Source organism: Bifidobacterium sp. MSK.17.10 (assembly GCF_019129655.1).
GTDB classification, from domain to species: Bacteria; Actinomycetota; Actinomycetes; order Actinomycetales; family Bifidobacteriaceae; genus Bifidobacterium; species Bifidobacterium adolescentis.
Genome location: NZ_JAHOJD010000014.1, coordinates 1 through 20,299, shown reverse-complemented (window position 1 = coordinate 20,299; position 20,299 = coordinate 1). Strand labels below are relative to the sequence as shown.

The 20,299-nt window shown below is 47.8% G+C and carries 16 protein-coding genes and 1 pseudogene; 13 read left to right on the top strand and 4 right to left on the bottom strand.

Going from position 1 to position 20,299, the window contains the following annotated elements:
• The 12 genes from KSX58_RS09885 to KSX58_RS09830 all read left to right on the top strand — a co-directional run.
• Positions 1–758, top strand: a 758-nt coding sequence (locus KSX58_RS09885; RefSeq protein ID WP_369597720.1) for an LGFP repeat-containing protein, incomplete at its 5' end; no start/stop codon positions are given.
• A 78-nt stretch (positions 759–836) separates the two neighbouring features.
• Complete coding sequence (locus tag KSX58_RS09880; RefSeq protein WP_217752111.1) at positions 837–2,438, top strand: NAD(P)/FAD-dependent oxidoreductase; 1,602 nt, start codon at positions 837–839, stop codon at positions 2,436–2,438.
• A gap of 109 nt (positions 2,439–2,547) precedes the next feature.
• Positions 2,548–4,203, top strand: coding sequence for a DUF6020 family protein (locus KSX58_RS09875; protein ID WP_217752109.1), 1,656 nt, complete (start codon positions 2,548–2,550; stop codon positions 4,201–4,203).
• A gap of 61 nt (positions 4,204–4,264) precedes the next feature.
• Positions 4,265–5,374 (top strand): acyltransferase family protein, encoded by a 1,110-nt coding sequence (locus tag KSX58_RS09870; RefSeq protein WP_217752108.1) that lies wholly within the window; start codon positions 4,265–4,267, stop codon positions 5,372–5,374.
• Positions 5,375–5,466: 92 nt separating this feature from the next.
• The gene (gene rfbB / locus KSX58_RS09865; RefSeq protein ID WP_217752107.1) at positions 5,467–6,489 is read left to right on the top strand and encodes a dTDP-glucose 4,6-dehydratase; all 1,023 of its coding nucleotides are present in this window, start codon (positions 5,467–5,469) and stop codon (positions 6,487–6,489) included.
• A 79-nt stretch (positions 6,490–6,568) separates the two neighbouring features.
• On the top strand, positions 6,569–8,011 hold the full coding sequence (locus tag KSX58_RS09860) for a bifunctional dTDP-4-dehydrorhamnose 3,5-epimerase family protein/NAD(P)-dependent oxidoreductase (RefSeq protein WP_217752106.1): 1,443 nt from the start codon (positions 6,569–6,571) through the stop codon (positions 8,009–8,011).
• A 132-nt stretch (positions 8,012–8,143) separates the two neighbouring features.
• The gene (gene rfbA / locus KSX58_RS09855) at positions 8,144–9,037 is read left to right on the top strand and encodes a glucose-1-phosphate thymidylyltransferase RfbA (protein ID WP_099571985.1); all 894 of its coding nucleotides are present in this window, start codon (positions 8,144–8,146) and stop codon (positions 9,035–9,037) included.
• Between the two features lie 79 nt (positions 9,038–9,116).
• On the top strand, positions 9,117–9,920 hold the full coding sequence (locus tag KSX58_RS09850; RefSeq protein WP_099571984.1) for an ABC transporter permease: 804 nt from the start codon (positions 9,117–9,119) through the stop codon (positions 9,918–9,920).
• A 9-nt stretch (positions 9,921–9,929) separates the two neighbouring features.
• Positions 9,930–11,159, top strand: coding sequence for a polysaccharide ABC transporter ATP-binding protein (locus KSX58_RS09845; protein ID WP_217752110.1), 1,230 nt, complete (start codon positions 9,930–9,932; stop codon positions 11,157–11,159).
• 1 nt (position 11,160) lies between these two features.
• Positions 11,161–12,348 (top strand): polysaccharide pyruvyl transferase family protein, encoded by a 1,188-nt coding sequence (locus KSX58_RS09840; protein ID WP_217752105.1) that lies wholly within the window; start codon positions 11,161–11,163, stop codon positions 12,346–12,348.
• Positions 12,345–13,598: a glycosyltransferase family 1 protein gene (locus KSX58_RS09835; protein WP_217752104.1), complete on the top strand. Its 1,254-nt coding sequence runs from the start codon at positions 12,345–12,347 to the stop codon at positions 13,596–13,598. Before KSX58_RS09840 ends, KSX58_RS09835 begins: the two co-directional genes overlap by 4 nt.
• Complete coding sequence (locus KSX58_RS09830; RefSeq protein ID WP_217752103.1) at positions 13,585–14,568, top strand: glycosyltransferase family 2 protein; 984 nt, start codon at positions 13,585–13,587, stop codon at positions 14,566–14,568. The genes KSX58_RS09835 and KSX58_RS09830 overlap by 14 nt, the downstream gene beginning before the upstream one ends.
• 32 nt (positions 14,569–14,600) lie before the next feature.
• On the opposite strand, the gene KSX58_RS09825 is transcribed toward KSX58_RS09830, so the two are convergent.
• Both KSX58_RS09825 and KSX58_RS09820 read right to left on the bottom strand, forming a co-directional pair.
• Positions 14,601–15,623: a glycosyltransferase family 2 protein gene (locus tag KSX58_RS09825; protein ID WP_217752102.1), complete on the bottom strand. Its 1,023-nt coding sequence runs from the start codon at positions 15,621–15,623 to the stop codon at positions 14,601–14,603.
• A 41-nt stretch (positions 15,624–15,664) separates the two neighbouring features.
• The gene (locus KSX58_RS09820) at positions 15,665–18,265 is read right to left on the bottom strand and encodes an LTA synthase family protein (protein ID WP_217752101.1); all 2,601 of its coding nucleotides are present in this window, start codon (positions 18,263–18,265) and stop codon (positions 15,665–15,667) included.
• A 167-nt stretch (positions 18,266–18,432) separates the two neighbouring features.
• Between KSX58_RS09820 and rfbB (KSX58_RS09815) the strand changes: the two genes are divergently transcribed.
• A complete protein-coding gene (gene rfbB / locus KSX58_RS09815) occupies positions 18,433–19,482 on the top strand; it encodes a dTDP-glucose 4,6-dehydratase (protein ID WP_217752100.1) in 1,050 nt (349 codons plus the stop codon).
• A gap of 339 nt (positions 19,483–19,821) precedes the next feature.
• On the opposite strand, the pseudogene KSX58_RS09810 reads toward rfbB (KSX58_RS09815), so the two are convergent.
• Together KSX58_RS09810 and KSX58_RS09805 are read right to left on the bottom strand one after the other, a co-directional pair.
• Positions 19,822–19,953 (bottom strand): annotated as a pseudogene (locus KSX58_RS09810) (MFS transporter); the annotation flags it as partial.
• Between the two features lie 164 nt (positions 19,954–20,117).
• On the bottom strand, positions 20,118–20,299 hold a 182-nt coding region (locus KSX58_RS09805; protein ID WP_303246172.1), incomplete at its 5' end, for a YccF domain-containing protein.

Genomic DNA, 20,299 nt, shown 5'->3' with positions numbered 1-20,299 from the left:
TGCGTGATTCTTTCTATAAGAATGGCGGGTATTCGTCGTTGGGTGGTCCCGTGGCGGATGAGGAGAGCATGGGCCGTGGCTGGTGGCGCCAGCGTTTCCAGTATGGCGATGTGTGGAGCAAGGACGGCACGAATTATCGTTTCGTGATCAAGTTCGATCTGCGTGATTCGTGGAACCAGCATCGTGGTTTCTCCTGGTTGGGCGCGCCTGTGGCGAACGAGGAGAACATGGGCAACGGGTATTGGCGCCAGCGTTGCGAGAACGGTGATGTGTGGACCCGTAACGGGGCTTCCGAGAAGTACATCGTGATGCTGAATCTGCGTGATTCTTTCTATAAGAATGGCGGGTATTCGTCGTTGGGTGGTCCCGTGGCGGATGAGGAGAGCATGGGCCGTGGCTGGTGGCGCCAGCGTTTCCAGTATGGCGATGTGTGGAGCAAGGACGGCACGAATTATCGTTTCGTGATCAAGTTCGATCTGCGTGATTCGTGGAACCAGCATCGTGGTTTCTCCTGGTTGGGCGCGCCTGTGGCGAACGAGGAGAACATGGGCAACGGGTATTGGCGCCAGCGTTGCGAGAACGGTGATGTGTGGACCCGTAACGGGGCTTCCGAGAAGTACATCGTGATGCTGAATCTGCGAAAAGAGTACTACGCTAAGGGTGGTTTCTCGAAACTTGGAGGACCGGTTTCGGAGGAACGTAACTTGGGCTCGATCTGGAGACAAGATTTCCAGAAAAGGTCGATTTACGCACATTAGAAATGGTGTTTCGACTCTGTAGTAGAGTTTGTTCCCGTAAAGAATTGATACCAGCTTTATGCAGGTAAGGATTATTTCATAATGGCTAAAAAATCCATTGTAATTATCGGCGGCGGTCCCGCTGGCTTGACTGCGGCTTACGAGCTTCTTAAGGATAACGGCTCCGAGCAGTATGATGTCACTGTTCTTGAAGCTTCCGGCGAGTTTGGCGGTATTTCCCGTACTGTGCGCCACAACGGGAATCGTATGGATATCGGTGGTCATCGCTTCTTCTCGAAGGATGACCGCGTGATGAATTGGTGGAAGACCATTCTTCCTCTGCAGGGTGCTCCGTCTTACGACGACAAGAAGCTGAATCGTGCTCATGACATGGAGCCTGGCGGCCCTGATCCGGAGAAAATAGACGAAGTGATGCTGAAGCGTCACCGTGTTTCCCGTATTTACTGGCATGGCAAGTTCTTCGATTACCCTGTGAGCCTGAAACCGCAGACCCTGAAGAATATGGGCTTTATTCAGACCATGAAAGTGGGTTTCTCCTACCTTAAGTCCCTTATTCATAAGCTTCCGGAAGATAATCTGGAAAACTTCTATATCAATCGTTTTGGTAAAGCCCTCTACGGAATGTTCTTCGAAGGATATACGGAGAAGCTTTGGGGCCGTCACCCGTCTGTTATTTCCGCTGATTGGGGCTCGCAGCGTGTGAAGGGCATCAGCATTATGGCGGTGCTTAAGGATGCTTGGGGCAAGCTTGTTGGCAAAGAAAAGAAGGCTGGCGAGGGTGAGACCTCATTGATTGAAGAGTTCTGGTATCCGAAGTTCGGTCCGGGCCAGCTGTGGGAAACCGTCGCTAAGCATGATGAAGAGTTCGGTGCGCATATTATTAAGCATGCTGAAGTCGTGAAGATCAACGAAACGGCCGAAGGAAAGATCGCTTCTGTTGTTTATCGCGATAGCGAAGGGCATGAGCAGACTCTTACGGGTGATGAGTTTATTTCCTCCATGCCTGTGAAGGATCTGGTTGATTCCATTGCAGCGGGAGACCAGGCTACGAAGCCGGTTCCGTCGGATATGAAGAAGATTGCCGATGGTCTTCCGTATCGTGATTTCGTGACGGTTGGTTTCCTTGTTGATCACCTGAATCTCAAGAATGAAACGGATATTCCGACCTTGGGCAATCCGCAAATCGTTCCGGACTGCTGGATTTATGTACAGGATACCAGCGTGAAGGTTGGACGTATTCAGGTGTTCAACAACTGGAGTCCGTATCTGGTTCAGGATGTCGATAACAAGGTCTGGATTGGTCTGGAGTATTTCTGCAATGAAGGCGATGCTTTCTGGGAAATGACAGATCAGGAGTGCATTGATTTCGCGGCTGATGAGCTTGTGAAGATGGGAATTATCGCATCAAAGAACGATATTCAGGATTCTCATCGTGAACGTGTGAAGAAGGCATATCCTGCTTACTTTGATACCTGGTATCAGATTGATGATCTGGTGAAGTGGCTGGATTCCTTCGGAAACCTGTATTGTGTTGGACGTAATGGCCAACACCGCTACAACAATATGGATCATTCCATGGCTACTGCTTTTGAAGCAGTCGATAACATCAAGAGTGGTCGTGGAGATAAAAAGAACGTCTGGAATGTGAATACCGACAAAGAGTATCACGAAGAGAAGTAAAAAATAGAGTGGCGCATAGTGGGTGATGTACCTCTATGCGTCACTCTATTTTAAGAGAGAATGAAATGAGAAAATTTTGGAAAAACATGTTGTTAGTTTCCGAAGGAAAATGATTTTTTCAAGTCTTTTTTCTTTACCGTTCTCCTTTTTAATGGTATTAGGATACTCTTTTTCTAAAACACATAGTTTTCAGTTTTTTGATAGTTGTAAATCGTTTATCTCATTCTGCGTTATCTCGTTAATAGCATTTGGGATTATGTACGCGGTTCTTTCTCATATGAGCGTGCCTAAAGAATCGGAATTGTCGAAGAACTGCAGGAAAGTACGGCACCCATTTTTTTCTGCTTGGGTACTGATTATTGTTGCTTGGATTCCTTATTATGCGTTATTTGCGCCGGGACTAGGGTTTTATGATAGTCTCTGGCAGCTGTCGCAGTTTTATGGCTATACTTCATATAATTCTCAGCACCCTGTCTTGGCAACTCTTGTTATTGGTGTTTTATTTTCAATTGGGAAACCGTTGGGAGCAAATTCCCAGTTCTTTATCTACACGAGTATTCAAGTACTGCTTGTTTCCGCTGTTCTAGCGTTTATAGCATGGTTTGTATATCAGCGTCTGTTTGTTGCAGAAGGTGAAGAGAGGATCAATCGAGTCTTTTGCTTGTGGTGTGTGCTTGTTGGTTTTTCCGCGCTGAACCCGCTTTTCCCGCTGTACTCATTGTCTGTTTTAAAAGATGTACCTTATGCTGCCGCGATTGCGGTGATGACGGTTTTACTCGTGGAAGTGATTGGTGACAAGAAAGTGATAAATGAAAGGACGTTTGTCGTCCTCTTTTCTTGTGCCTTTATGGTGATGAGTGTCTTCCGCAATGAGGGTTTGATTATTGCGATTGCATGTGCCGCTCTTGTTTCTTTTGTTCAGGTGAAAGATAAAAAGAAATTATACACTTTTCTTTCCGTGGGCTTGGTTGGTGTCGTTGCTGTTGCGTCATTGATGAGCTCGGCATTGATTAATCCGCAGAAGGGGAGTCGTATTGAAATGTTAACGATTCCTGTTCAGCAGATTTCGAGGGAGGTTCGGGATAATCCATCTTCGTTTACGGCTGATGAAAAGAAAAAGTTAAACGAGATGCTTGTAGATGATGCGCTATGGAGTGATCTTGGTGCTAAATATTTGCCCGAACTCGTTGATCCTGTGAAAGTTCTTTTCAGAAAAGATTTTTCGTTGAGAGCATTTCTGAAGGTATGGGGCCGTCATCTTGTTATACATCCAGATACCTATCTGTCGGCGACATTTTCTGGAACATTTGGTTTCTTCTACCCATGTAGGGCAAGTATTGGACAAGGCTCTGTATATGACAGTTTCCAATGGATGAATTCTCAGACAGTTAGTGGGTGGAAACAGTATATGGGTGTTCCGGATGAAGAATTGTATCCGACATATTTAGGGGAAACGGAAAATCTGCGTGAGAAATTCTTGCAGTCATTTGCGAAGCTGTATAAAATCCCGGTCGTAAATCTGATTGTAAAACCAGGAACATATTTTTGGATTGGGTGTCTTGCTATATGTTTAGCTTGCTTTAAGCGCAATTATAAGCTATTGATTGCAATGGTTCCTTGTGTTCTGGTTTTCTGCGTATGTCTGTTGTCTCCCGTGAATGAGAGCGCAAGATATGCTCTTCCTCTAGTTTTTTCGGCACCAGTACTTTTGATTATTTCCGCGTGTATGCCCTTTAATAGGTTGGAAAACGGTAGTGGAAAGTAAGGTCTATATTTGATTGTGTCGAGCAGAGCGACATGACAACCATTCAGAAACCAAATAACAGATGAAGACAGAGAAAAACAGAGAATCCGGGCTGGAGCTTCTCCGGATAATTGCAATCATTCTTATTGTTTCTCATCATTTAGTTGTTCATTGTCCCTTTGATTTGTGGGCAGAACCTTTTTGTCTGAAACGTCTCTTTTTCCAGTTTTTCTACAGGGCGTCAGGAAAGATTGGAATCGCTTTATTCCTTCTTATCACCGTTTGGTTCCTTGCCGATAAGGAAATATCGCTTCGACAGGCTGCGAAAAAAATTTGGTCGCTGTGGAGCATCCTGTTTTTCTGGAACCTGAGTTCTTTGGTGTTGCAGTTTATTATTGATCCGACTTCTGTAATTGCCTCGACATGGCTTGACCTTTTGTTCCCGCTTACTCGAAATGAGTGGTGGTATGTAAGCAGTTACTCGGTTTTCATGCTTCTGCTGCCTTTTGTGCGAACGTCTTTACAGAAGATGGGCAAATGGCCTCACCTGCAATTATGTATTTTAATGATTGTCTTGTGGGGACTTTTAAGGTTTGTTCCCGGGGCGAATCTAGGTATGGGGCTTAATTTTGTTGGTTTCTGTTATGTTTTCACGTTACTTGCTTACTATAAGTGGTATTCATTGAGGCTATCTCGGTTCGTTTTAAACGTTGCGGGTTTGCTGGGGCTGTTCGCTATTGTGATTTGGAATGCTGTCTTGTCGGCGGTATGGGTCGGAGATGCGGACAATCTTCCCATCTATCTTGAACCGGTTCAGGACGAATGGTCGATTCCTATTCTCGCGGTAAGTTTTGCCTTGTTTGGTCTTTTTCGTGGGATGCATTTCCATTCAAAGATAGTGAATCATATTGCTTCGGCATCATTTGGTGTTTATCTGATTACTGAGCAGCCGTTTATTCGTAAGCAGCTATGGTTCAATTGGGTCAACCTGTCTGTTTTTTATAACGACAAATACGCGATTTTGCTGTCTGTGTTGTCGATATTCGTTGTTTTTTGTGTCGCGACTGTGTTGGAGCTCGTGCGAAAGAGTTTGTATAGGGTTGCTGTGGATCGGTTGTGGACGAAGCTCTTCGATAGAGTATGGCCGAAAAAATCTAGTGACGGATATTGGAACGCCTTTGCTGTTCTTTAGCCGAAGGCAGTGTTCCTTCGCTCAGAATTCGAAATCTGGTCAATGAAGTGTTTAGTGTGCTTTTGACTAAGAGGGAAAGTACTATTGCACATATGGCTGAAGAGACGTTTACTCCTAAGAACATCATTGTGACCGGTGGCTGTGGTTTCATCGGTTCGAATTTCGTGCATTACGTGGTCAACAACCATCCGGACGTGCATGTGACTGTGCTGGATGCCTTGACCTATGCGGGCAACATCGAGAATATCGCGGGTCTGCCGGAGGATCGTGTCGAGTTCGTGCACGGCAACATCTGCGACGCGGAGCTGCTCGACAGGATCGTGCCGGGCCACGACGCGATCGTGCACTACGCGGCCGAATCCCACAACGACAACTCGATCGCGGATCCGGAACCGTTCCTCAAGACGAACGTGGAAGGCACGTTCCGCCTGCTCGAGGCCGTGCGCAAATACGGCATCCGCTACCACCACGTGAGCACGGACGAGGTGTACGGCGACTTGGCGCTGGACGATCCGGCCAAGTTCACGGAGTCCACCCCGTACCATCCGTCCAGTCCGTACTCGAGCACGAAGGCCGCGTCCGACATGCTGGTGCGCGCGTGGACGCGCACGTACGGCCTGAGGACCACAATTTCCAACTGCTCGAACAACTACGGCCCGTACCAGCATGTGGAGAAGTTCATTCCCCGACAGATCACGAACATCCTCGAGGGAGAGAGGCCGAAGCTGTACGGCAGGGGCGAGAACGTACGCGACTGGATCCACACCGAGGACCATTCCAGCGGCGTGTGGACGATCCTGACTAAGGGCAGGATCGGCGAGACCTACCTGATCGGCGCGGACGGCGAGAGGAACAACATCACCGTGCTTCGCATGATCCTAAAGATGATGGGACAGAGCGAGGACGCGTTTGACTGGGTGAAGGACCGTCCGGGCCACGACCGTCGATACGCGATCGATTCCACGAAGCTCAGGACCGAACTGGGTTGGACGCCCACGCACACGGACTTCGAGTCCGGTCTGAAGGCCACCATCGACTGGTACACAAGCAACCGCCAGTGGTGGGAGCCCGCCAAGGCCGCCACCGAAGCCAGGTACAAGCAGCAGGGCCAGTAAGACGCATACGAGAACGGTCACACCCCAAAGGGCGTGGTCCCATGATGATTCCCATCTACGGCAAAGGATTTACGAGGGTATGGATTTCGAGAAGGATTTGAGGGTCGAGGAGACGAACGTTCCGGGACTGCTGGTGTTCGACCTGCCGGTGCACGGCGACAACCGTGGCTGGTTCAAGGAGAACTGGCAGCGGGCGAAGATGACCGCGCTAGGCCTGCCGGATTTCGGTCCGGTGCAGAACAACATCAGCTTCAACGCGAAGAAGGGCGTGACGCGAGGCATCCACGCGGAACCGTGGGACAAGTACATCTCGATCGCCACGGGCTCCGTGTTCGGCGCGTGGGTGGACCTGCGTCCGGGCGAATCCTTCGGCCAAGTGTACACGACCGTATTGGATCCATCGAAGGCGATCTACGTGCCGCGTGGCGTGGGCAACAGCTTCCAGGCGTTGGAGGACGGCACCGCGTACACGTATCTCGTGAACGCGCATTGGAGCCTCGAGCAGAAGAAGACCTACACCTTCGTGAACCTCGCGGACCCGGAGCTGAACATCCAGTGGCCGATTCCGCTGGAGGAGTCCGAACGCAGCGAGGCCGATCTGCACCATCCGATGCTCAGGGACGCCAAGCCCATGGCCCCGCGCCGCACGATGGTCACCGGCTGCAACGGCCAGCTCGGCCACGCCATCCGCGACTACGTGGAGGAGCACGGCCTCGAGGGCTTCGAGTTCAACGACATCGACACGTTCGACTTCTCCGACCCGGCACAGTACGGCCGGTTCGACTGGAGCCTGTACGGCACGGTCATCAACGCCGGTGCGTACACCGCGGTCGACAAGGCGGAGACCCCGGAGGGACGCCCCGTGGCATGGAAGGCCAACGCACAGGGCCCTGCCCTGCTCGCCAAAGTCGCCCGCGAGCACAACATCACCCTGGTGCACGTGTCGAGCGATTACGTGTTCGACGGGACCGCCGAATTGCATGACGAGTCGGAGGCGTTCGCGCCGTTGGGCGTGTACGGCCAGTCGAAGGCCGCGGGTGACATCGCGGTCGCGAATTGCCCGCGTCATTATATCCTGCGTTCGAGCTGGGTGATCGGCGAGGGCCATAACTTCGTGAAGACCATGATGGGCCTGTCCGGCAGGGTCGCGAACGGTGAGCTGGAGAAGGTGACGGTGGTGGATGACCAGTACGGGCGTCTCACGTTCACCAGGGATATGGCGGATGCGATCTTCCACCTGTTGGATTCGGACGCCGCGTACGGCACGTACGATCTGACGGGTTCTGGCGCGGTGAAGTCTTGGGCCGAGATTGCGCGCGAGGTGTTCGATCTGACGAACGGGAACGGCGACAAGGTCGAGCCGATTTCGACGGAACAGTATTTCGCGAACGCGAAGAACCCGGTCAGCCCGCGTCCGACGCATTCCGCCCTTGCCCTTGGGAAGATCGAGGCGACGGGATACCGCGTGCCTGATTGGGAGGAGTCCTTGAAGGCGTACGTCGCCAAGGAACTGGCCGAGTGATCCACGGGGAAGAAACTTCCTGATAATGCGATGAAACCGCGCAGACTCTTCTGCGCGGTTTTTCAATATTGGATTGACCTACTAAGCTGGAAACGCTTATTACCCAAAGATACGTCAGAAAGCAGGACGATTATGAAGGGCATCATCCTTGCCGGTGGTTCCGGTACCCGCCTGTATCCGTTGACCACGGTCACGTCGAAGCAGCTGCTCCCGGTGTACGACAAGCCGATGATCTACTATCCCCTGAGCGTCCTGATGATGGCGGGCATTCGCGACATCCTGATTATCAGCACACCGCATGATCTGCCTAATTTCGAGCGTTTGCTGGGCGATGGAAGCCAGTATGGCGTGACTTTCTCCTACAAGGTCCAGCCGAGCCCGGACGGGCTGGCACAGGCGTTCCTGCTGGGTGAGGAGTTCATCGACGGCGAGCCGTGCGCGCTTGTGTTGGGTGATAACATCTTTTATGGCAACGGGTTGGGGCGTACCCTGCGCAAGGCTGTCGCAGTGGAGCATGGTGCTACAGTGTTCGGCTATTACGTGGATGACCCGGAACGCTACGGCGTGGTCGAGTTCGACGAGAACAAGAAGGCTATCTCTATCGTAGAGAAGCCGGAACACCCGGCATCCAACTATGCGGTGACCGGCCTGTATTTCTATGACGAGCGTGTGGTCGAATTCGCCAAGCAGATCAAGCCGAGCGCACGCGGTGAATTGGAGATTACTGACCTCAATAGGATGTATCTTGAGGATGGTTCTTTGAATGTGCAAACGTTAGGTCGTGGTTATGCATGGCTGGACACGGGCACGATGGATAGCCTGTTTGAGGCTGGCGAGTTTGTGCGTACGGTTCAGAGAGCGCAAGGTCTGCCGATCGCAGTGGCTGAGGAAATTGCATTCGAGAATGGTTGGATTACTCGAGAGCAGTTGATGGCAGCCGCCGAGAAATACGGCAAAAGCCCATATGGTAAGCATCTCAAGGATGTCGCTGAAGATAAAATCATTCTCAAGTCAAAGAAAGATTAGAAACTGTGGTCCTTTATTTTAGAAAGACTTCGGTAAGCTGATGATCAGTGTCTGAGTTCAATTACGATTTGGAGGAAGTTTGAACCTGTTTAGCAAGCGTAACCGTGTGCTTCTTCGCGAGCTCACCGTTACAGATTTTAAATTACGTTATCAGCAATCTGCTTTAGGATATTTGTGGTCTATCCTGAAGCCTCTGATGCTATTTGCGGTTATGTATATAGTGTTCGCAAAGTTTCTGGCGATGGGAGGGGATATCCCTAACTACGCTGTGTATCTTTTGGCTGGTATTTCTTTTTGGACTTTTTTTGCGGAGGCCACAACACAGGGCTTGCAGGCGATTGTCTCGCGTGGAGATTTGATTAGGAAAATCAATTTCCCTAAATACATCATTGTTCTGTCAGGAACAATCTCTGCGTTGATTAATCTTTTCTTCAACTTGATTGTGGTCTTTGTCTTTGCCTTGTTGACAGGGGTTAAGTTTCGCTGGACAGTGTTACTTTTGCCATTGAACATTCTTGAGATGTATCTGTTGGCATTAGGCATAGGTCTCTTTTTAGGATCTCTTTTCGTGAAGTATCGTGATGTTGGGTATCTTTGGGAAGTGGCTTTGCAGCTGTTCTTCTACGCGACCCCGATTATTTATCCGATAACGATGGTGAGTGCTACGCATCCTTTCATGGCAAAATTAATGATGTTGAGTCCTATGGCTCAGATAATTCAAGACATCCGGTATAACCTAGTTACAGACTACACGCAGACGCTTTGGTCGATGTGGAACAATCCGCTTATTGGCCTGGTTCCGCTGTCGCTTGTTGTGATAGTACTGGCAATCGGTTCTTGGTACTTTAACAAGAGCTCCAAGCAATTCGCTGAGGTGATGTAAGTGGTAGCGATGAATGACGATATTGCGATTGAAGTCAAAGATGTTTCCAAAAGCTTCAAGTTGCCGCTTGAGAAGGCCTCTAGTCTGAAACAAGCGATCTTTAACGCTGTAAGTGGGAAAAAGGGGTATGAAGAGCATCAGGTTTTACGTGATATTTCCTTTAAAATCAACAAGGGAGATTTTATTGGAATTGTAGGACGTAATGGCAGCGGAAAGAGCACGTTGCTGAAGTTGATGGCGCAAATATACTATCCTGATTCTGGAAGCATCAACATTAACGGCGTTTTGGTGCCATTTATTGAATTGGGCGTTGGCTTTAGCCCTGAACTAACCGGACATGATAACGTTTATCTCAACGGAGCCCTGATGGGTTTTTCAACCAAAGAGATTGACGCAATGTATGACGATATCGTTGATTTTGCCGAACTTGGTCAATTTATGGAACAGAAGATCAAGAACTACTCCAGCGGCATGCTTGTCCGTTTGGCGTTCTCTATGGCTATTCGTGCTCAGTCCGATATCCTCCTGCTAGATGAGATCTTGGCAGTTGGAGATGAGGCTTTTCAGCGTAAATGTTATGCGTATTTTGCTAAATTGCGTCGCGAGAAAAAGACCGTTGTACTTGTTACTCATTCCATGGACTCGGTGCAACGTTTCTGTAATCGCGCTATTTTGATTCATGATGGTGATCTTAAAATTGACGGTACTCCTTTGGAAGTCGCGCAAGCATATCAAGAGTTGAATAGTCAGCGTCTTGATCTCGCTAACCTTGAATCTCAATTTTCTGGTGGCGACACTGAGATGTCGATCTCCGAGAAAGAGGAGGAAACTCGTCAACGAAGGGAGAATGTTGATTTCAAAATATCCCATGAGATTACTGACAGCGAGCTTGTCTTTAATCTAGATATCCTCCCGAAGAGAAATTTAGAAGATGCGGTTTTGACTTTTGTTATTAATAGCGAGGTCGGAGAGATTGTTTTCCGTGTCGCCAGCGATGATAAGAACGTTAATCAGAAAATCGTGTTTTCCGAAGGGAAAAATATGCATCTGCGCCTTTCTGTAGATAACATTTTTCCTAACGGCATTTTTTCAGTGCAAGTAGCAGTGAAAAAGGAAGATAGAAGCGAAAACTATTTAATGGCAAACAATGCATTGTTGTTCGAGGTTCATGCTCCTGTCGACGTGAGCCAGAATTGGAAGCCTGACTTCGATTTCGTTCTGTCTCCAATGGAGGGATAATATGAAATACGGCCTTTTCAAATATGAGACCGAGAACATCGGGGATGAAATTCAGAGCATAGCGGCAAGGCGTTTTTTGCCATCGGTGGATACTTATATAGACCGAGACAGACTGGGTGAATATTGTCCTGATGAGGAGACAAAAATAATCACTAATGGGTGGTTTATGCATGCGCCGTACAAGTGGCCTCCGAAGTCCAATAAAGTGATTCCCCTTACTGTATCAATGTATATTGATCAGGCTGACTCTAAGGTTCTTGATACTTTTTTTAACGATACGAGCATTCATTATCTTAATGACCATGGTCCTGTAGGAGCGAGAGACCTTTCAACGTTGGAGCTTTTGCAGAAACATGGGGTTGAGTCTTATTTTTCAGGTTGCATGACTTTAACTCTGCAAAGGGACCCGGGTATTCCCAAAGGTGACTTTGTCTTAGCGGTGGATGTTCCTCAGCCTGTTGTGGAGATGGTTCAGAGTCATACTAACCGCTCAGTCATACAGGCATCTCCGTATTTTGATGCAGATATGAGTCAAGACGATCGTCTTCAGTTAGCTGAATATTTCTTGTATTTGTATCAATCGGCTTCTGCTGTCATTTCTACGAGGCTGCATGCCATGCTTCCGGCACTTGCACTTGAAACGCCGGTCTTTTTAGTCAAGGATCGGAATAAATACGATGAAAAAAGGTATGCCGGATTAGCTGAGCTGGTAAACAGTGCGACTGATGAAGAATATCTTAATGATTATTCACTTTTTGACGTTGATACACCGAAGGAAAATCCTAAATCGTATCTAAAAATACGTGAACAGCTAATTAAAAGAGTCACTGATTTCACAGGTTATGATAGTGGCAGCTCTTTTCGAACGGTTGATTTTTCTCATATCGCAGATAATGAATCGTATATAAGGCTTTTTACAAGAGGTTTTCATTCCCTGAATCGTGCACTTCTTTTGGAAGGTGATAAAGAGTGGCTCCAGGAGCAGTGTGATGATTTGCGCAGAATTCAGCAGCATCTTGATGAGGAACTTCAGGACGCTCGAAAAATGCAGAACGATCTTTCTCTTCAGAATGATATTTTGCGTAAACGCATAGAGGCAATGGAAAAATCTAGTTCTTGGAGGATAGGTAGGACGATTACTGCTCCTGGACGTAAGCTGAAAAATATGATCAAGGGGAACCAGAAGTGAAATATATCAGCGTTTTTTTTCAATACCTTCGGTCTAACGGAGTTAAGGTCACTTTTGAGCGGTGCATTTCTTTTATAAAACGTAAGCTGAAGCGTTCTCATGCGGTGCAAAGCGTTATTTCGAAGCGCCCTATTGACGTTATGACATCTGTGAAAGATGTTGTCAAAGCTGATTTTGTTGCTGAGCCGTATGTTGCGCCTAAGAAGGTTGATAAGGCAAAGTTAAATATTGGATGGGTTCTTTCGCCCATCAGCATTGGTAGCGGTGGTCAGCATACAATCGCTCGTTTTGCGAAATCGTTGCAAGAGCGCGGACATAATGTCACCTTTTTCATCTACGAGAGCATCTCACAACAGCCAGCTGATTATTCTCACCAGTTGTTGAAAGAGCATTTTGATATTGATGTTCGTTGTCTGCCTATGAGTCAGGCTGAAAAAGAAGACATCGATGTCCTGTTCGCGACGGGATGGGAAACCGCTTATCCTGTTTTCAATATGAAGAATCCTGCCCATAAAATGTATTTCGTTCAGGATTTCGAGCCGCTCTTTTACGGAATGGGCTCTAAAGCAGTGTTAGCTGAGAACACTTATCGTTTTGGTTTTTACGGTATTACAGCTGGGCGTTGGCTGACGAAAAAGGTCGGAGGATACGGCATGAAAGCTGATTTCTTTGACTTTGGCGCAGATCTAGATATTTATCGTCCTACTGGAAAAACTTCAAAAAAGAAGCAGATTTGTTTCTATGCAAGACCTGTGACTGAGAGACGCGCCTTCGAAATTGGCGTCTTGACTTTGGCGAAGTTCCACCAAATACATCCTGACTACAATATCGTTTTCTTTGGTTGGGATGTATCTGATTATGACATTCCATTCCCGTACGAAAATCGAGGAATCGTCAGTCCTGTGGAGCTTTCTTCGATTTACCATGACTCTCAGGCATGTTTGGTGCTTTCTTTAACGAACGCATCGCTTCTTCCTCTTGAACTGCTTGCTGCAGGATGTGTTCCTGTAATGAACGATGGAGAGAACAATCGTTTGGTAATTGGTGAGAATTCAGATATTGTCTACACTCTGGACTCGCCAATCGAATTGGCCAAAGGATTGGATGAAGTTGTCTCTGATCCTGACATCGAAGCAAGATGCCAGCGCATTTCCAAGGGGGCAGAGAGTGCATCATGGGACGCGTCATATGAGAAGTTCGAGAAAATTATCATGCGAGAGGTGACTACTGCCAGCCATGAGCGAGATTAAAGCCACTGTTTTCATTCCTACTTATTATGGTGAAGACAATCTTGATGAGCTTTTTGGAAGCCTAATTAAGCAAAAGACAAATTTCGAATACGAGATTCTTGTCATTGATACGAGCTCAAAAGATCGTACTCCTGAAATAATTAAAACCTGGTTGCCCAAGTTTAAGCATTTTCGGTATGAAACCATTGCAAAGCCTGATTTCTCACACGGAAGGGTACGTCAGCAGGCGGCTCAAATGGCTCAGGGCGAGTATGTCGTGTATCTGACTCAAGATGCAACGCCTGCTCATGATCGGTGGCTGTACGAGATTATTCAGCCGATGGAACGGTTCCCGATGGTTGCCGGTGTCATGGGCAAGCAAGATCCTCGTCCTAATGCTCTTCCTCTGCTGAAAGAGGAGATAATACGGACCTTTAAGCAGTTTGGTCCAGACTTCGGAACGACGCTTTTCTATGAGGATGACTTTATCGACTCTCAACAAATTTTTGATCTAGTTACATTCTATTCAGACGTTAATTCGGCGGCTCGTAAGTCTGTGCTCCTTGGAGACGTTCCATACCAGGACGTGCCGTATGCTGAAGATCAGAAGTTTGGCGAGGATCTCGTCAAGCACGGTTATGTTAAAGCTTATGCGCCAAGAGCTAATGTGTGGCATACTAATGAGATCAAATTACGTGATTACAAGAAACGTATGTTTGATGAGATTGTCGGCGTACGACGTGTTGGCAAAACAATGGACCCAATTTCCATGCCATTCGTCATTAAACAGATGATTCGTGCCTATACGTTAGGCTCAAAGTTCATTCTGCAAGATCATCAATATTCATGGAAACGCAAATTGTATTGGCTGGTAGTCAATCCACTTTTTGTCGCTGAGAAATGGAAAGGCGTGCGAGCAGCTATTGCTGTTGATTTAAACGATCAAGCGACAATCGATGCAAATTCTTTGGAAAAGCAGCAAGAGAAATAGTAAACGTGCGGCATTAGGTTGCCGCACGTTTACTATTTCATATTCTTAATTTTCGCATCGTATATTCTTTTTTCTATCAGTCTCATCCGCTTAAGCGAATTGCAAATCATTCTATCTTTAAGAGAAAGAGACTTGATTAGATTTGAAACTTGCAATTGGTCAATTCTAAACTGTTGCTTTTCAGTAGAACTCTTCGCAGCCTTTCCCTCATCTTTAAGATTGCCCGTAAGAGTGTAGTAGCTTCGCGCTGGTATAACATCATTCTCTTGACACAGAATGAAGTTTTTCTTAGCTGCGACGATGTGATCATGATAGAACGAGGCACTACGCATCTTATGTGTAACAGAGTCAGGCCTCTGCAACCAGTAGTACAGGGTTGCATCAACGTCAACTACCGTTTCCATCCGAAGATATAACTCTCCGGCTATTGCAGTGTCCTGAGCGTAAATACCCTCGGGAAACCGAACTCCATCCCATACTTTTCGTGCATACAAACGGCACCAATTCGCCTCATTAAAATAACGAGCTTCAGTGTTTTTGCCAGCCATCTTTCCTAGAACGCGAAATAGCTTGCTGAAAACAGTTTGATATGACTGCAGAGGATTGCTAAAAGATGTTGTTTTGCCTGTAAGAGCTGTGCCATTTGAAGCTTTCGTTTTGATTTCTTGGATCTGCGAAATGCCGAACTGTTGCCAACGGGCTTTGCTCATATCAGCATGATTGGAGACTAACGCATGAAATAAAATTTCAATATTGTCTCGTGCCATTATGTCATCATTATCAATAAAAGCGATGTAATCACCTTTCGCCAAATCCAGTCCAGCATTCTGAGCTTTGGCAATACCTCCATTTTCTTGGTGTCTTACAATAATTCTGTTGTCGGTAGAAGCATATAAATCACAAATTTGCGGCGAAGAATCAGTGGAACCATCGTCGATAAGAATAATCTGGAGATTGCTCCAAGACTGGTTTTTGACTGAGTCGAGACAAAATGGCAGATATTGTTCTGCATTATAAACGGGGATAATGATTGAAACGAGTGGCGTCTTATCCATTGTTTCCTTCTATCGTGTTGTCTTCGGACTCAAAGCTTTCTTCAGTCTACACTCATGAAGTCGCTTTCTTTTAGATAGTTCTTTCCGGAGGTCTGATCGTACTGTACAAGCTTGTAGTCTGCTAGTAGTTGCTTTTGCGTCTTGCTCATGCTGGCAGAATCAGTCACTGTGCCGTCGGATTGAAGATAAGTTGCTGTTCCGAGCCCGATTCCGCCCCTATTCGAGATGACACGGCTAATCGCAGGTATTTCCTCGTGGAGTTTAGTTAGCAAAGCTAGGTATGGCGAAATTTTTGCATTCATATGCTCAGCTGCGGATGACATGAAATAATTAGATGAAGAAAAAGCTGCTTCAGAGTCGTCAAGCTTAACATTTGCAGATGGTGACGCATCGTTTGACCAAATGAAATAATCGGTTTCATGAAGTAGGAACGAATCGTCCGGATTTTGTTCTTCTTTTAAATAGATGCCTGGAAGATGATCTCCATAGAAAATGACTGTAATAGGCTTGTTGATCTGGTTCAACTGGCTGAGGAAGTCAAGTGTTGCTTGATCCGTGTATTTCAGGCCCGTAGAAAAAACGTTAATCGCACTATGCTCATCGTCAGGTGTGTCATCGGTAACAGAAGATTGGAGGACGTCTTCCGCTTCATAGTAGTTGCTGTAAGGCATGTGGTTTTGCATAGTGACGACTTGCAGAAATTCTGGATTCTTTTGATTCTTGATCAAATCCAAAACATCTTGATAGGTGGAGGAATCACTCACATATGGTGATTCTCCTATTTTTTCGGTATGCTCGACAGGGGTTGCGCTGTCGAGAGAATAAAGGTGCGAGAAACCAAACTTTTTATAATTTGTGTTTCTTAGATACATGCTTTGATAGTAAGGGTGCACTGCCTCGGAACCGGATTCTCCATATTTCTGTGTCCAGATCTGATTAAACGAATATGGGTTAGATTGAGTCGGTACGAGTTGCTGATAAGGAACAATCATTGAATCGCTAAAATTCGCCAAAGAAAGACCTGTGAGAGCTTGGTATTCAATGTTGGCGGTTCCACCTCCATAACCAGGCGAAAGCATGGTGCCGGATGTAGTGGTTCCCATGATATCTCGAATATTCGGAATGGGATCTTCATCAAAAGTAATATCAGGGAGTCTGGTGGGGTCGGCAAATGTTTCTGACAGTATCATGATGACAGTGCTGTCGGTCAATTGCCGCGTTCGGGACTTATTTATGGAATTTGCAAGCTTTGAATATTTCTTTGAAATTGCCTGCATCTTCTGTTTTGAATAACCTTCAGGTTTATCCATCGTGGGAGCCTTTGTCAGGCTTAAGAAGGTCGTCGCAGGACCGTTATTCCGGGCATCTTCTGCTGCGTCGAAAAGTGTGGGCGTATAACCTTGTTTGGCTGCCCACATATTTGACCATGACCCACCAGTTCCTAAGTTTGTTGCATAGGATGCCAGGATGAATACACTAACCACGGCGGCGAGGGCTCGGCTGAATGTGCCGACGGTGTTTTTCGCACTGGCGAATGGTTTGCGCCATGAACAGTAGATAAAGCATTTACGTCTATCGAGTAGGAAGAGCAACAAACAGATAGCAATTATCCAAATGACGACTGTGACGGCATTTTCGACGAATTGCTGTGAATTGTCAGGAATAAATGAAGCAATATTGCCGGCGTCTCCTCCAGATATAAAAGTAAAATCCGCTGGAATGATTGGTTCATTACGTAATTGTATTTTTATGCTGTTTGCTACGCCAAAAGCTGTTATAGCTGTTCCGAAAAGAAGTGTCGCAATCCAGAATCTGTTGGTGACAAAAATGAGCGCGAGATAAATAAGACCGAGCCCGACAAAATTAACCAAAAAGAGAGATTTCTGCTCAAGCCACATTTGACTGACGAATTTGGTGACTTGCCCTGCGACACTGTTCAGGATTTTAGTTGTCTGATCAACTTCGTCGCTTTTATCGTATGTTGGTTCGGTATACATGCCCCACTGAAGGAAGATGACTTCGGCGGAAGTCAATAGGGTGAACACGATGGCGTAGAACGCGTAGGAGAACCTCATGCGCTTCTTCCACAGGGCATGCGTTCTCTGGAAGAACTTGATGATGAGTTGAACGGCTTTGAAATTAATAAAAGTATGGCATGCGTTTTTTACTGCTGTGGCAGCGGTGTGGATGGCGTGGCCGGTAGTTTTGGCGGCTTTTGCGACTGCGTGCCCTGCGACGGAAAGTGTTTTTGCTGTGGTGTGTGCTGCTTGCTTACAGACTTTAACAGCCTGCACCAGAGGATGTTTGTCAGTTTGCGTGAGTTGAATTTCAGTAGACGGGGGAACTGAATGGGTACTGTTGTTCGCAGCTTCGTCAATGAATTTGTCGTCAGCTGTTTTTGGCAGATGGAACACATCGACGACTTTGGGAATGAAAATGCTTGCGTTATCGGAAATGGCGTGAATTGCTGATTTCTGCGTATACAGCTTTGAACCATGGTGACCTGAAAGGGCGGATGGAGCGCAAGCGTTGCTGTCTTTGTCATTCGCAAGAGGGCGATACGTTCCGCCCGTAATCGGCTGCTTAGTAAGTTTTGCGTATGAAGGCGCACAAGCGTGACGGTCGGGCGAGAAAATAGGCATCGTCGCATCCTTCAAAAAGATAGCCCCCTTATAATTGGAGGCTCTGTACAATTAAACCGGGTACATTTTAGTGTTCAGCTGTGGACGAACGAGTGTCTCGTAGATATTTCCGGTCAGCCTTCCAAATCTGCCATATATGAGGTAGGTGTGAAATTGCTCCATGAACGATGCAACCCTGCCGGTACTCTGAAATCGTGAGTAGTGAGATTTTCAAGCCGCGCAACATCATCGTGACCGGCGGATGTGGGTTTATCGGAGCCAATTTCGTGCGCTATGTGGCGCATAACCATCCTGACGTGCGCATAACCGTGCTCGACAAACTGACCTATGCCGGAAATCCGCAAAATATCGCCGGTCTTCCGCAATCGCAAGTCGAACTTGTGCAAGGTGATATTTGCGATGCTGCGTTACTGGAACGTATCGTGCCTGGTCATGACGCGATCGTGCATTTCGCGGCCGAATCGCACAACGACAATTCCATCGCCAATCCTGAACCCTTCATCACAACAAACGTGGAAGGCACGTTCCATTTGCTTGAAGCCGCCCGTAAGCATGACGTGCGATTCCACCACATCAGCACCGACGAAGTGTACGGTGACCTCGCGCTCGACGATCCATGCAAATTCACCGAAAGCACGCCATATAAGCCGTCAAGCCCATACAGTGCGTCGAAAGCGGCATCCGACCAGCTGGTGCGCGCATGGGTTCGCACGTACGGGCTTCGCGCCACGATCTCCAACTGTTCCAACAATTACGGGCCATACCAGCATGTGGAAAAATTCATTCCACGACAGATCACATCCATTCTGGAAGGCGCGCGACCGAAATTGTACGGCACAGGCGAGAACGTGCGCGACTGGATCCATACGGAAGACCACTCTTCTGCGGTGTGGGAGATTCTTACACGCGGGCGGATCGGCGAAACGTACCTGATTGGCGCAGATGGCGAAATGAGCAATATTGCCGTGATGCGTATGATTCTGCGACTTATGGGATGTGCCGAAGATTCGTTCGACTGGGTGCGTGACCGTCCCGGGCATGATCGGCGCTATGCGATCGACTCCAGTAAGCTGCGTACCGAACTCGAATGGAAGCCTGTGCACACCGATTTCGAAGCCGGTTTGCAAGCGACCATCGCTTGGTATGCTGCCAACCGTGCCTGGTGGGAACCCACCAAAGCCGCCACCGAAGCCCGCTACCGCGCCCAAGGCCAGTAAAGCGCGTCAGACGGGAGCGTTTGTGACGGTGCGTCATGGTGGATGCGGCGCAGCCTGGCAATTGGGTTCGGTAAGTGGCGATTGGGAAATAGCGTGCTGCAAGTAGCCGGTTTCGTCAGGAAATGGCTGCGAGAGCCGGATGCACATTCTGGACTAATGACCCAGCTGTGAATCCAAGTCTCCCGAATCTGCCGTATATAAGCCAGATACGGTGCGAAAGTATATTTAATGGGACGTGAACGGCCAACATCACCATGATTGATGACGGCCGTTTGCATATCCACACATGGCTTTGATGTCTCAGCTGTCCAGAGCGAAGGTGATGGAATCCCGTCCTAGAACCGCCGCGTACAGCACGCCGCCGAGCACGGCGGGAACGAGCGTGCTCGTCTGGTTCACTACGTTCACCACGGCCATCGCGCGACGCATCACATCCTCTCCATGGGAGCGGAACATCTGCGGCAGCGCCGCCTCCTCGGGCCTTTGTCATGACATTGTTCTGCAAGGACTGGCTGCTGCAGCAGCATAATGTGTGTTTTATTATTCGGCCTTGGCGGCTTGCTGGTCAATCCAATTGTTGACGTCGGTGACCGCCTCGTCAAGGGTTGCTTTGGCGGCTTTGTAGTATTTGGAATCTACAGGTTGACGATTTCCGCTCCGAATGGCCAGAGCGCAAGCTTGGCCATCTTGAACGATTGCAATCCGAACGGAATACCGATGATGGAGATGCAGTTGAGTACGCCGGCTCCCAGATAGCCGAACGCCATCCACCAGCCGACCAGCACCACCCACAGGATGTTGGCCAAGGCAGAGCCGA

Excerpts from the sequence above, each read along its gene's own strand:
- KSX58_RS09870 (WP_217752108.1), top strand. The coding sequence starts at position 4,265 with ATGAAGACAGAGAAAAACAGAGAATCCGGGCTGGAGCTTCTCCGGATA.
- KSX58_RS09875 (WP_217752109.1), top strand. The coding sequence starts at position 2,548 with ATGATTTTTTCAAGTCTTTTTTCTTTACCGTTCTCCTTTTTAATGGTA.
- KSX58_RS09820 (WP_217752101.1), bottom strand. The coding sequence starts at position 18,265 with ATGCCTATTTTCTCGCCCGACCGTCACGCTTGTGCGCCTTCATACGCA.
- rfbB (WP_217752100.1), top strand. The coding sequence starts at position 18,433 with ATGCAACCCTGCCGGTACTCTGAAATCGTGAGTAGTGAGATTTTCAAG.
- KSX58_RS09860 (WP_217752106.1), top strand. The coding sequence starts at position 6,569 with ATGGATTTCGAGAAGGATTTGAGGGTCGAGGAGACGAACGTTCCGGGA.
- KSX58_RS09830 (WP_217752103.1), top strand. The coding sequence starts at position 13,585 with ATGAGCGAGATTAAAGCCACTGTTTTCATTCCTACTTATTATGGTGAA.
- KSX58_RS09840 (WP_217752105.1), top strand. The coding sequence starts at position 11,161 with ATGAAATACGGCCTTTTCAAATATGAGACCGAGAACATCGGGGATGAA.
- rfbA (WP_099571985.1), top strand. The coding sequence starts at position 8,144 with ATGAAGGGCATCATCCTTGCCGGTGGTTCCGGTACCCGCCTGTATCCG.
- KSX58_RS09825 (WP_217752102.1), bottom strand. The coding sequence starts at position 15,623 with ATGGATAAGACGCCACTCGTTTCAATCATTATCCCCGTTTATAATGCA.
- rfbB (WP_217752107.1), top strand. The coding sequence starts at position 5,467 with ATGGCTGAAGAGACGTTTACTCCTAAGAACATCATTGTGACCGGTGGC.
- KSX58_RS09845 (WP_217752110.1), top strand. The coding sequence starts at position 9,930 with ATGAATGACGATATTGCGATTGAAGTCAAAGATGTTTCCAAAAGCTTC.